At 47.1% G+C, this 12,871-nt stretch carries 13 protein-coding genes; 9 read left to right on the top strand and 4 right to left on the bottom strand.

What is annotated here, in order from left to right:
• Positions 1-39: 39 nt before the first annotated feature.
• The 6 genes from HPY28_RS12795 to HPY28_RS12770 all read left to right on the top strand — a co-directional run bounded on the left by HPY28_RS12795 (position 40) and on the right by HPY28_RS12770 (position 5,567).
• Positions 40-795, top strand: coding sequence for a metallophosphoesterase family protein (locus HPY28_RS12795; protein ID WP_174230674.1), 756 nt, complete (start codon positions 40-42; stop codon positions 793-795).
• A gap of 129 nt (positions 796-924) precedes the next feature.
• The gene (locus HPY28_RS12790; protein WP_174230673.1) at positions 925-1,908 is read left to right on the top strand and encodes a polysaccharide biosynthesis protein; all 984 of its coding nucleotides are present in this window, start codon (positions 925-927) and stop codon (positions 1,906-1,908) included.
• Entirely contained in the window at positions 1,905-2,987 is a 1,083-nt protein-coding gene (locus HPY28_RS12785) for an undecaprenyldiphospho-muramoylpentapeptide beta-N-acetylglucosaminyltransferase (RefSeq protein ID WP_174230672.1), read from the top strand. Before HPY28_RS12790 ends, HPY28_RS12785 begins: the two co-directional genes overlap by 4 nt.
• Positions 2,965-3,612, top strand: coding sequence for a response regulator transcription factor (locus HPY28_RS12780; protein WP_173622668.1), 648 nt, complete (start codon positions 2,965-2,967; stop codon positions 3,610-3,612). The genes HPY28_RS12785 and HPY28_RS12780 overlap by 23 nt, the downstream gene beginning before the upstream one ends.
• Entirely contained in the window at positions 3,593-5,017 is a 1,425-nt protein-coding gene (locus HPY28_RS12775) for a sensor histidine kinase (protein WP_174230671.1), read from the top strand. Before HPY28_RS12780 ends, HPY28_RS12775 begins: the two co-directional genes overlap by 20 nt.
• A complete protein-coding gene (locus tag HPY28_RS12770; RefSeq protein WP_174230670.1) occupies positions 4,959-5,567 on the top strand; it encodes a pentapeptide repeat-containing protein in 609 nt (202 codons plus the stop codon). The genes HPY28_RS12775 and HPY28_RS12770 overlap by 59 nt, the downstream gene beginning before the upstream one ends.
• A gap of 37 nt (positions 5,568-5,604) precedes the next feature.
• Here HPY28_RS12770 and HPY28_RS12765 read toward each other — a convergent pair whose 3' ends face one another.
• The gene (locus HPY28_RS12765; protein ID WP_174230669.1) at positions 5,605-7,221 is read right to left on the bottom strand and encodes an MDR family MFS transporter; all 1,617 of its coding nucleotides are present in this window, start codon (positions 7,219-7,221) and stop codon (positions 5,605-5,607) included.
• Positions 7,209-7,658 carry a MarR family winged helix-turn-helix transcriptional regulator gene (locus tag HPY28_RS12760; RefSeq protein WP_217444785.1) on the bottom strand — a complete coding sequence of 150 codons (450 nt, stop codon included), beginning with the start codon at positions 7,656-7,658 and terminating at the stop codon, positions 7,209-7,211. The genes HPY28_RS12765 and HPY28_RS12760 overlap by 13 nt, the downstream gene beginning before the upstream one ends.
• Positions 7,659-7,933: 275 nt before the next feature.
• Between HPY28_RS12760 and HPY28_RS12755 the strand changes: the two genes are divergently transcribed.
• The gene (locus HPY28_RS12755; protein ID WP_174230667.1) at positions 7,934-9,655 is read left to right on the top strand and encodes an amidohydrolase; all 1,722 of its coding nucleotides are present in this window, start codon (positions 7,934-7,936) and stop codon (positions 9,653-9,655) included.
• Between the two features lie 131 nt (positions 9,656-9,786).
• Complete coding sequence (locus HPY28_RS12750) at positions 9,787-10,245, top strand: GNAT family N-acetyltransferase (protein ID WP_174230666.1); 459 nt, start codon at positions 9,787-9,789, stop codon at positions 10,243-10,245.
• Positions 10,246-10,336: 91 nt separating this feature from the next.
• Here the strand turns inward: HPY28_RS12750 and HPY28_RS12745 are convergent, their stop codons facing one another.
• Together HPY28_RS12745 and HPY28_RS12740 are read right to left on the bottom strand one after the other, a co-directional pair.
• Positions 10,337-11,050, bottom strand: coding sequence for a response regulator transcription factor (locus HPY28_RS12745; protein WP_017249896.1), 714 nt, complete (start codon positions 11,048-11,050; stop codon positions 10,337-10,339).
• Between the two features lie 32 nt (positions 11,051-11,082).
• The gene (locus tag HPY28_RS12740) at positions 11,083-12,249 is read right to left on the bottom strand and encodes a sensor histidine kinase (RefSeq protein WP_173622673.1); all 1,167 of its coding nucleotides are present in this window, start codon (positions 12,247-12,249) and stop codon (positions 11,083-11,085) included.
• Between the two features lie 228 nt (positions 12,250-12,477).
• Here HPY28_RS12740 and HPY28_RS12735 point away from each other — a divergent pair, with 228 nt between their 5' ends.
• Entirely contained in the window at positions 12,478-12,861 is a 384-nt protein-coding gene (locus tag HPY28_RS12735; protein ID WP_017249898.1) for a MarR family winged helix-turn-helix transcriptional regulator, read from the top strand.
• Positions 12,862-12,871: the final 10 nt, after the last annotated feature.

Below are 12,871 nucleotides of genomic sequence, written 5' to 3'. Positions count from 1 at the left end.
ACTATAAGCACAGATGCTTCGAATTTCGTAAAGGAGTATATGACTTTGAGCCAAAACAACCATTCCATCGCGGTGATCTCCGACATACACAGCAACGCCTATGCATTGGAAGCAGTGCTGCACGATATTGATTCCCGCGGTATTCAAACCATTGTGAATTTAGGCGACGCTTTATTTGGACCGCTTGATCCGATCAAAACGGCAGAGCTCTTAATGGAGCGATCTACGATCATCCACATCATGGGTAATTGTGACAGATATTTACTGGAAGAGCAAATGGAGTCCATCACCTTCGAATACGTGAAGCCACTGCTTACACAAGAAATGCTCAGCTGGATCGGGTCATTCCAAAAGCAGTGGACGTTTGACGATCTCTTGTTTTGCCACGGCACACCTTTTGCCGATGATGTGTACTTATTAGAGAATGTCGCTCCATATGGGATAGAAGACAAAAGCGCAAATGCCTTAATGATCGAGCTGACTGGCATTCAGCAGCAGGTCATTTTTTGCGGACACTCTCATGTGCCCAAATCTGTATGGCTGCCAGATGGCAAGCTCGTGGTAAACCCGGGAAGCGTGGGACTTCCAGCGTATTTTGAGGAAGCGCCGTACCCGCATTCGATGGAATCGAAGACGCCCCATGCCAAGTACGTCACGGTAAAACAACAAGGCGGCTCGTGGCTAGTCGAGCACGTATTGGTTCCGTATGATTTCGAGCAGGCAGCCAGAAAAGCAGAGGAAAACGGGCGCAGAGACTATGCCTATGCGATCCGAACGGGAAGAGCAGAGCTGTAAGGACAAAGTGACGTTAGAAATCGTTTCTGGCGTCATTTTTTCGTTTCTACGAAGATTTGTCATACTGGCGTAACATACGACCTCTACGATATTCATGTCAGTCACATGAATGCTTCGGAGGTACATCAGATGAAAAACAAAATCATTTTAATAACGGGTGGTACAGGCTCTTGGGGTTGGGAGCTCGTGAAGCAACTCCTGCCGCAGCAGCCAAAAGAAATCCGTATTTTTTCACGTAATGAAGCACTGCAAGTAGAAATGAGCCATCATTTTCAAGATAAACGACTGCGTTTTATGAATGGAGACATTCGGGATCAGGAGGAATTGATGCAGGCGTGCCAGCAGGTCGATTGTGTGTATCATCTTGCGGCATTGAAGCATGTCCCGGTTTGCGAAAACCAACCGTATATTGCCTTCAAAACAAACGTGATCGGCACGCAAAATGTCATCGAGGCGGCCATTGCCAACGGTGTACAAAAGGTCATCTACGTCTCCACAGACAAAGCCTCCAATCCTTCCAGTACGTATGGGATGACCAAGGCGATTGGGGAACGACTGATCATTCAGGCCAACACGCGGGATGTTAGTACCCGGTTTGTTTGTGTGCGAAGCGGCAATGTTTTGGGATCGACAGGCAGTGTGATCCCCCTTTTCAAAAACCAATTGCAACAAGGATTGGATCTTGGGGTGACAGATGGGGAAATGACGAGATTTTTCTTGAGTCTGGAAGAGGCGATCCACCTGCTCTTTACGGCTACGCATAATAGTCTGGGCGGAGAAACCTTTGTATTGAAAATGCCCTCTTGCCGGATCATGGATATAGCGGAGGTCCTCAGAGAAGAGGCGGGAGCACAGGGCAGCCGTATTGTCACCATCGGGATGCGCCCAGGTGAAAAGCGATATGAAATGCTCGTATCCGAGATGGAAAGCGACAGAACGATTGATTTGAACGACCAATACTTTGTCATCCTGCCTGCTTTTCCACAAGAAGAGCTGCAAGCGTATTACACTGCATATCCGAGGGTCGACTTTTCCAGCTTCCATTCCGAGTCGATGGTCATGACCAAGGAAGAGACCAGAGCAATGCTGCGGGCAGGAGGTTTCCTAGCATGAAAACCATTTTGTTTACAGGCGGCGGTTCTGCAGGGCACGTAACAGGCAATCTCGTCATGATCCCTAAATGCTTGCAAGAAGGCTGGAATGTTCACTATATCGGCTCAGAGACAGGAATAGAAAAACAGCTCGTAGAAGCACAAAAAACAGTACAGTATCACAGTATCTCGACTGGAAAGCTGCGGAGGTACTTCTCATGGAAAAACGTAACGGATGTTCTCCAGGTGCTCCGTGGCATCTTTCAAGCCTATTTCTTGATACGGCAGATAAAGCCGGATGTCGTGTACTCACTGGGTGGCTTCGTCTCGGTTCCCGTCGTGCTCGGCGCCCGCATGAACAAGATCAGAACCATCATTCATGAGCCAGACGTGCATATGGGGCTTGCCAATAGGCTTTGCCTGCCTTTTGCAGATTCAGTATGCACGACATTTGCGGAAACAAAGAGAAAGCTGAACACCGAAAAAGCGATCCATGTCGGGCCGCTCATCAAGGAGTCGCTCAAGGATGGCAAGCGTCTGCGTGGAATGACCGCCTGCGGGTTTCATGAAAAGCAGCCCGTGCTGTTGATTATGGGAGGGAGTCAAGGGGCCGAGACGATCAACCGTGTTGTTCGCGAGGCACTGCCAAATTTGCTGTCCCAATTCCAAATCATTCACATATGTGGGCAAGGAAAGGTCGATTATTCTGTTCATTACCCGGGCTATAAGCAGTATGATTTCGTAGGAGAGGAATTGGCTGATTTATTGGCAGCTGCCGATGTGGTTGTATCCCGGGCTGGTTCCAATGCGATTTCTGAATTGCTCGCCTTGCAAAAGCCGATGCTTCTCCTCCCGCATACGAACGGGGGTGCACGTACAGGTCAACTCGTGAACGCCCAAAACTTTCAAGCTGCGGGTTACGCAGATGTACTTTTACAGGAACAGATGACGACACAGAGGTTTGTGGCGAGAATCCTTGCCCTGTACAAAAATCGCGAGACTTATCTGGCGAAAATGAGGAAAAATAAGGATGAAAGAGCAGTCGACAAGGTGTGGGCATTGCTAAAAGGAGCTGCACATGAACATTTTGATCGCGGATGATGAAGAATACATGGTCAAAATCGTGAAAGCCTACTTCGAAAAAGAAGGCTTCACTACATATACCGCCAAAAATGGGCAAGAAGCGCTCAATATGGTGTACAACGAACAAATCGACCTGGCGATCCTAGACTGGATGATGCCTCAAGTAAGTGGCATCGAGGTATGTAAGGAAATCAAGGCAAATAGTACCGTAAAAGTCTTGATGCTTACAGCCAAAGGGGAAATCGATGACGAGCTTTACGCCTTGCAAGCGGGAGCCGACGATTACGTGCGAAAGCCGTTTGACCCGAGAATCTTGTTAGTGCGTGCCAAAAAGATGCTGCATCTGGATGGGCAGTACACGTTTGGACAGATCAAGGTAGATTTGGAGGCGCAAAAAATATACCACGCTGGACGAGACCTGCATGTGACCAACAAGGAATTCCAGCTCATGAAGTACTTTGTGCAGCATGAAGGGAAAGTATTGACGCGAAAAGCCTTACTCGACCATGTGTGGGGATTTGATTATTTCGGTGAGGAAAGAACCGTGGACACCCATATTCGTCGTTTGCGAGAGAAGATCGGCGATAACTGGATAAAAACACATCGAGGGATGGGGTACAGTTTTGAAAATCCGGATAAATAAGATGGGGCGGCGGCTGTTTGTGCAGATTGCCATTGTGGTTGCTGTCGTGTACGTCTTGTCTTTTCTCATTAACACGTTCTTTTTGCCGAAGTATTTTTTGTATGAGAAGAAAAATACGTTGTCCGCGATTACTTCCCAGATAAAAGAATTCACGGCAGATGCTCTGCAAAAAGAGATCGAACGGCTTGAAAATGAATATCGCGTCACGATTGTGTATGCCTCGTATACGGGAAACAACGATGATTTGAACGAAGCTCTGCACGCGCTTTTTGCCCAAAAAAGATTACCGCTCAGCAAGTTTTGGGTCACGGAGGAGACTGTTGCTTCCTTACAGGATGGCGAATACGTAAACAAGCTGTATATGCAAGAAAAATTGAAATCGAATGTACTCGTCCGGTTCATGATGAAGGAGCGAGTGGTTTTCGCGATCAGTGAATCGGTTGCGTATTCCAGTGATACGATTCGCATTGTGAATCAGTTCAATACGTATATTTTTCTGGGGGCGTTGCTCTTGACCGTTGTCGTGGGCGGGATGTTTGCCAAACGGATGATTGACCCACTCGCACAGCTGAAGGATACGGCGGAGGAGATTTCCAATCTGCGTTTTCAAAAGGCAGACATTCGGACGGGCGATGAGATAGAGGAATTGGCCCAGAGTATTAACCGGATGAGTGACAAGCTCCAACGCGCTCACGAAGAGCTGGAAGCGAGAAACCGGAATCTGCGTACGTTTATTTCGGATATTTCTCATGAGTTAAAAACGCCACTGGCTCTAATTAAGGCGTATACAGCGGGTATCAAGGATGGCTTGGATGACGGAACCTTTCTGACCGTTATTGAAAAGCAGACAGACGGTATCGCGGAGTTGGTCAATAAGCTGCTGGAATTGTCCCGCTACCAAACAGACCAATATTCGTTTACGGCCCTCTCTCTTCATGCTGTGCTGGAACAAACCTTGGAGAAATACCAGCTGCTTATCCAGCAGGAAGCAATCGAGCTCACGATCCAAAAGGAATCGGATGCGGATGATTGTGTGTGGGCTGATCGTGACAAGCTGGAAATGGTGCTCGGTAATCTGCTTGGTAATGCTGTCACGTACACGACAAATGGACGCATTGATATTTCGATCAGACAGACGGGGGATACCGTCGTTTTTTCGATCAAAAATGGGGTCGGACGTATAGACGCCGCGCAATTGAAGCAAATTTGGGAGCCATTTTATGTGATCGAGCAGTCTCGCAGTAAACAGCTTAGCGGAACGGGACTAGGACTATCCATCGTCAAAGCCGTGCTGGACAAACATCAGGCTCATTATGATGTGCAGATAGAAGGGGAGGAGATTGTGTTTGCTTTTACCTTGCAGGGTTGTTCTGAAGCAATTAGATTTGCACAAGCAATGGATTGATTCGATTGGGGAAACGGGTGAGAGATTAGTCGTTGATGAAGTAGACTTTCGCTCCATAGACGTAGCAGAGTACCCTTTGGACCAATCTCGTTTGATCGCCAGTACTTTTGACGGAATGAATCTAAAGGATAAAGATTTTTATGCGGCACATCTGTTTTCCTCTACCTTTCAATCAGCGAATTTGGAAAATGCCATTTTCACCAAAAGCGAGGCAGACTATGCAGATTTTACAGGTGCCAATTTGCAACGGGCGACCTTCGTCAAAAGCTCTTGCTTCGAAACTGTGTTTGCCCGAGCAGACTTACGGCATGCAAAGCTAGTGAACGCGCTCTTTTCTCAAGCCGACTTTCGTGATGCCAATTTGAAAGGTGTAGATATCAGTGTTTCCTGGTTCCAAGAAGTATTGTTTCAAGGAGCACAACTAAAAGGGATAACAGGTATAGAAGAAGCTTTTATCAAAAGCATAAATATCGGTACCTTGGAGCAGCCAGTCATTCTTGCAGAGGAGGAAGCGAGAGAGTGGCTCATACAGCAAATCCATACACCATGAAAAAAGGAAGAGGACAAGTGCCCTCTTCCTTTTCCTATTAAGCCTTTTCTACTTCGCCTTCTGGCTTCTGTCCCATCTTCCCACTACGTAGTGGAATTTCCTTCAGGAACAGCGCGATGATGACAGCGATTCCCGCTACAATCGCTCCAGTTAAAAACGTAGTCGTAATCCCATAGCTCATCGCTTCCCGGATCATATCCAGCATGTGAGTAAACAGCGGTTGCAAATCCGGTGGCAGACTAGCCAGCGTGGCTTCAATTTTCGGCTGATCCAACAAATTTTGCGGATTCGTAAAGAGCGCCAGCTTTTCTGCCAGAGCAGGATCGGCTGCTCCGGGATTGTTCCCTTGACCCATGGCTCCCGACAGTTGCGTCATTTTCGCAGACATGCTGGCACTCATGACGGTTCCCATGACAGCAATTCCAATGGTCCCACCGAGGTTGCGGAAAAGCTGCGACGTTGCTGTAGCGACACCCAATTGCTGTGGTGCGACAGCATTTTGCACGGTCAAGGAGAAGACCGGCATCGCAATCCCGATCCCCAATCCGAGAATGACCATGTAGATCACGAGCAAGTAAATCGGTGTGGTTGGAGACATGAAATACATCAGCACCATGCCCAAGGTCATGACGAGAAGTCCACCCAACGCCATCTTTTTATATTTTCCTGTCTTGGTCATGATTTGTCCGGCGATTGCGGAGGTCGCGAGCATGGCGATAGACATCGGCATCGCAACATAACCGGCCATCGTCGGAGAGATGCCTTTGACCCCTTGGACAAAGAACGGCACATAAATGATCGCGCCCATCATCCCGGCATTCAGGAAGAATCCGACCAGATTGGAGACAGTAAAAATACTGTTTTTGAACAAGCCCAGTGGAAGTACAGGCGTTTTTACTTTCATTTCAATCATTATAAACACGATCAACGCAACAATTGTGGTGGCAAACAAACCAATAATTTGCCACGAGCCCCAAGCGTATTTGCCCGGACCATCTCCTGCCCATGAGAAGGCGAGCAGCATCGGTACGATGGTGAGCGTCAAGAACAGCGAGCCGAAGTAGTCGACAGACTCTCCTTCTTGCTTCGGTACTTTTGGGAAATGAATCATGATTAACAAAAAGGCAATTACGCCAATCGGTAAGAAGATCCAGAACACCCAGTGCCAGTCGAGATGGTCGACGATATAGCCACCCATCAGAGGACCAAGCACACTGGATACGCCGAAGACGGCACTCATGATTCCGCCCCACTTTGCGCGCTCGCGAGGTTCATACAGATCACCCATAGCGGTAAAGGCAGTAGACATGATGATCCCGGCACCTGCTCCTTGAATGCCACGATACGTAATTAATTGGAAAATGTCGGTAGAAAACCCGGACAACAAGGCTCCGATACTAAACAACCCGATACCCGTCAATATAAATGGTTTTCTTCCATATATATCGGAGAGCTTCCCAACCAGTACAGAAGCGACAGTGGAGGTCAGCAAATAAATCGTAATCGCCCACGAATAGTAATCCATGCCACCCAGCTTCGAAATAATACGCGGCATGGCAACTCCGATAATAGTCTGGTTGATCGCGGCGAAAAACATGGCTGTAATAATCGCGATCATAATCGTCACTTTCTTTTTCTCTGTTAGCTGTTGCAATCTTGATGCTCCTCTCTTTGTTGCTCTATATTTTTCAGAACCTGGCGATAGATGCGGACTAAGTGTTGCTTGTCTTCATCAGATACGCCGGCAAAAAACTGTTCAATGGTGTTCCTCACCACAGCTTTGTATTGCTGTAGGATTTCTTTTCCTTGATCGGTTATGTCCAGCTGCACGACGCGGCGATCCGTATTGTCGCGATTTCTTGTGGCATAGCCGCAAGCAATCAATTTATCAGCGAGACTCGTAACGGCTCCGGGGGTAATATTCATACGTTCTGCAATAGAAGATGCCTTCTGCGGACCGTTCATATCTAGAATTCGCAAAAGCATGGCTTGTGATCCTGACACGAGTGGGTCCAGACGCTTGTGCGACTCAGCCGAAACTTTTCGTTGGAGTTGAATATAAAGCTCTTCAAAATTGACTTTGCTTGGCATAGTACCCTCTCCTGTTTTCACTATTTAATTATATATGTGATAAAATGTTTACCCCCTAAAACATTTACGAGTATACATCGAATCATGCGGGGAAGTCAAAATCAACCTTTTACCAATTTGACCAATTCCATTAGTCAATATGTGAGTGATTTCGCCATCAATCGGGAAAATATACTAATTTTCGACCGGATTTCATGGAATTTTCAGAGTTGCGATGCTACAATCAGTTTTGGCATTCTTTTCATCTTAGATAAATAGATAGGTGGGATTTGAACGTGTTTGGGAAAAAATTAACCAGCGCATTGCTCGCCACAGCGCTGATGAGCCCGATGTCGGCTTTTGCCGCCCAAGAGACAAAACAGCCAGCAGATGTCGTGTTAACCAACGGTACGGTCTACACAGTGGACATGAAGAACAGCTGGGCAGAGGCAGTGGCCATTCGCGGTGACGAAATCGTCTTTGTCGGCGCAGATGAATATGCGAAAGCACACATCGGCAAGGATACAAAAGTAATCGATCTGAAAGGTCAAATGGTGTTGCCGGGCTTTATCGACAGCCATACGCATGCGAGTAAAACGACGGGACTCATTTTCTCCATTGATTTGTTTGACGGAGGCTCTGTCGAGGAATATGTTGCAACCATCGAGAAATTCGTAAAAGAGCATCCAAACGAACCAACATTGCAAGGCCGCGGCTGGAGCAATCCGGTAGTACCTGGTATCGGTCCACGCAAGGAAGTATTGGATAAAATTGTCCCAAAGACTCCAATCGCACTGACCTCGGATGATGGACATTCTTTGTGGGTGAACTCGGCAGCATTGAAGCTGGCCGGAATCAAGAAGGATACGCCAAATCCTGAAGGCGGCATTATCGAGCGCGATCCGAAAACAGGAGAACCTTCTGGAACGCTGCGTGAAAGCGCCATGGATCTGGTACTGTCAAAAATCGGCGGATACACCGTACAGCAATACAAGTCCGGAATTGAAGCTTACCAAGAAAAAGCGGTTGAACGCGGTGTAACTACAGTGCGCGACCCGGATATGCTGCGCTATCCGAACGTATTGGAAGCATACGAGGAGCTTGCGAAAGAGGACAAGCTGACCATCCGCTTCCGCAATGCATTGACAGCGAATCCGGAAAAGGGACCTGAACAGGTTGCAGAATTCGTAAAAATCCGTGAGCGCAATCAAAACCCCCTATTCCAAGTCAACGCCGTCAAAATCTTCTTGGATGGTGTCGTAGAAGGCGCTACCGCTTACTTGGAAAAACCGTATGTCCATAAAGAAACAAACGGAGAATTAATCTGGAAGCAAGAGGTTTACAATCAAACAGCTGCCGCAGTAGACAAGGCAGGCTTCCAATTGCACGTCCATTCCATCGGTGATGCTTCTACCCGCATTGCACTGGACGGTATGGAGCTCGCTGAAAAACAAAATGGCAAGCACGATGCTCGCCACTCGCTCGTTCACTTGCAACTGGTCAATGAATCAGACATCGAGCGCTTCAAAAAGCTGGGGGCAGTCGGAATCGTGCAGCCGTTCTGGTTTATGCAGGAAGAGGGCTACTACGATGAGATCGAAGTACCGTACTTGGGCCGCGAACGCGCAGAAAAAGAATACCCGATGAAGAGCTTCCTGAATAAAGGGGTGCATGTAGCTTCTTCGTCGGACTACATCGTAACGCCAGAATTCAATCCACTGCACGGCATTCAACAAGGCATTACGCGGATCGAGGATGGTGTAACCGATCCGAGCAAAATCGCCAATCCAGAAGAACGTGCGACGCTTGCTGAAATGATCGCCAGCTTCACGATTAATGGTGCTTACGCCAACCACGTGGATGATATCACAGGCTCGATCGAAGTCGGCAAGAAGGCAGATCTCATCGTGCTCGATAAAAACTTGTTCAAAATTCCGGCCACTCAAATCAAGGATGCGAAAGTCGTGCTAACCTTGGTTGAAGGGAAGGAAGTCTATCGTCAAAAGGAAGCAAAGTAAGAGAGGAAAAATGGTCGTCCATTGCGATGACCATTTTTTTGTGCGTGAGGGCGGGAAGGATTCTTTTTGTACGTGAAGAATCAGGTAAACGCTAGGTGGTTTACAAATATTGTATAAATGGGAGGGTCAAGATGAACATTCGCAGAGCAAAAGGACAAGAAGCAAGCGAACTGAGCGAGTTAGCCTATCGCTCCAAAGCTTATTGGGGATACAGTGATGAATTCATGGAGGCCTGTCGTGACGACCTGACGCTATCACCTGCCTATATCGAGAAACACGAAGTATATGTGCTAGAGGATGAGGGCAGCATCAAGGGCTTCATGAGTTTGGAAAAGGATGCTGAGCAAGAGCAGTGGCTGTTAGGCTTTTTGTTCATAGAACCGGAGGCAGTAGGAAAAGGTTACGGAAAGGCTCTGTGGCAGCATATGATAGAAGTGGCACAAAAGCAAGAAATCTCAGTCATCACCATCCATAGTGACCCGTACGCAGAACCGTTTTACTTGTCGAGGGGAGCAAAGCGAGTAGGAGAAATCGTGTCTACTGTGTTCCCTGGAAGAGTATTGCCGTTGTTGGAAGTGGAGATCGGATAGGTACGGAGTATGGAATAGCTGCAGTCTATTCCAATCAGCTGTCAACGCTCAAGCATGGCTTATATGCTTGGGCTTTTTTGCGTTTCCTTTATTATTTCACGATTTTATACCGGATCGCCTTGGCAACTGCCTGTGTACGATCTTCTACGCCCATTTTCTGCAAAATCCGATGGATATGCGTCTTGACGGTTCCCTCGGAGATGAGCAAGTGCTGCGCAATTTGATCGTTCCGTTTGCCGTAGGATAGCTGCTCTAGTACGTCCTGCTCTCGATCGGTCAACTGATCTAACATGACAAGAGGGGGAAGTACAGATTCAGCATCAGAGTCAGAATGAGAGGCAGACTCGTGATTCTTTTGTTGACACTGTAGAACCTCCGCTAGAGCCTTGGCAGCAGTAGCCGTGTAGAAAAGTGCCTCTCCTTGATGGGCCCTGCGAATGAGGTCCAACATATCCTGTGAATCGGAATCCTTTAGCATATAGCCGATAGCACCTGCCCGAATACCGTCTACGATGTAATCGTACGTGTCAAAGGTTGTGAGGATTAATACTTTTATCGAAGGATGGAGTCGAGTGATTTCTCGGGTTGCATCGATTCCTGACATGTTTGGCATCTGTACATCCATTAAGACTACATCAGGAATGACTTCTCCTACGAGCTTCACGGCTTCTTCCCCATTGGAAGCCTCTCCGCTTACTTCCATATCCTTCTGCATTTTTATGACATACCCCAATCCTTGACGGATCATCGTTTGGTCATCGACCAGGACCACACGAATGGTCTCTTTTTTGATTTTATTTACCATGCTGGCATTCCTCCGTATAGATCGCTATTTATTTACCAAAGCGGAAAGCTGATGTCAATTTGAAAGCCGTGGGGCTCTCGAATGGAATAGGAAAGGTCTCCATTTAATTGCTTGGTTTGTTCTGCGATACCTGTTAAACCAAAGCCTAGTTTGATTTGATGATGATTCGTAATATTCCCATTGTCCCAAATAGACAGGAATAGGAAGTTTTGCTTTTTTTCAATCGAGATGAAAATCTCTGTTGCATTCGAATGTCGTATGGAATTGGTAATAGCTTCTTGGAGAATCCGGTAAAGCGTAATGGTCATCTGCTGTGAGAGCGGAATATCTGGATTGGGACTGATCAAATGCATTTTGATGTTGGTATGCTGTTGGGCTCGTGATAAGAGTATACGCAGCGGTGAGATTCCCAGAGAGGATTTGTCTGCGGCTAATGTATGTACAGACGAGCGTATATCATCGAGGCTTTGCTTGGATACCGAAAGCATGTCTCGCACAGCCTCCTGTGCGTCACTCGGTCCGCCTTGCAGCATGTATTTCAAGGCATTCAATTGAACGATTAACGATGTGAGACTGTGTCCCAAGGCGTCGTGAACATCACGGGCGATTCTGGTCCTCTCCTCCAGGACAGCGGCACGGAGTGTATTCACAGAGGCTGCTTGAAGTTCAGAATGAGCTTCCTGAAGTTCAACATGCGCCTCTTGCAATTGTTTCAGATGCTGCTGACTCGATTCCTTTGCTTGCTTTTGAAGAGATAATCCTCGTGCGCCGATATACCATCCGATATAGGCCACGACATAGCCTACTACCTCCTCAAAAATATAGTCTTTATAAAAGAACATGTGAGAAAAGGAGCATGCGCCAAAAAAAATCGCATAGTACAATCGGCGGCGTTCAAGAATGTGAAATCCAATAAAAGCTACCAATGGCAAGGATAGACCGACCTCTTCTCCTACATATAGAACCTTTATAAATGACACGGTACCAAGAACGATAATGGCGATGTCTTTTTGAAAAGGTCTCCAATTTTTTTGGGGCCTGAGAAACACCAGCAGGAAGCAGAAGATAATGATCAGAGTGATGATAAAGGGAATGGTGGGTTCATGCATGTAAGCAGTTGGAATGAGAAAAAATGAGAACAATACAAAAAAACAAATAAGCAGGAAACGTGAACGTAAAGATGCAGTTGAAGCGTTCAAGAAGACAACCTCCTTTCTTGGAATACGTACCCATTATAGTTTCATTTTAGCATGCGCTGTCGTCTATCTCCGGGTGTACGGTCTTCTATCTCTGGATAGATAAAATCAAATTCCACAATTTGACTACCCGATAGACTTCGGGGACGAATCGTATAAGTACAATGTGATCTGTGGAGGGGAACTCCCCGAACGATAGTCCGAAAAATAGAGAATGGGTAGGAGGCTTTTATGAACGAACTGTTTCAGTTAGCGAAGATTCTACGGGATACGAGCACCGTGTTTTCCACGCTTTCCATGCAAGCATTGGATTCAAGTGATATCACCTGGCAACAAGTTCTCATTCTGGAGCAAATCGCGATCAGCCCGAAAACAATGGGAGAAATCAGCAAGGCGATTGATCTTTCGTATAGTACGACCTCAGGTCTAATCAGTCGGTTGGAACAGATGAACTTGGTGCGCAGATTTCGTGATAAATCGGATCGGAGAATTGTGTGGGCAGCATTGACGGAGCGTGTGCCAGCGAATTGGACGGGACAAGAAGGAAGTGCTTGCACACCTGCATCGCTGCATTCCTTGCGCGCGCTTATTTTGGAGAAAGAAATACTGAGTTGATACGTCAATC

This window comes from Brevibacillus sp. HB1.2 (assembly GCF_013332495.1).
GTDB lineage: Bacteria > Bacillota > Bacilli > Brevibacillales > Brevibacillaceae > Brevibacillus > Brevibacillus porteri.
The sequence above is the reverse complement of the archived record's forward strand: the minus strand, read 5'-3'. Positions and strand labels throughout refer to the sequence as shown.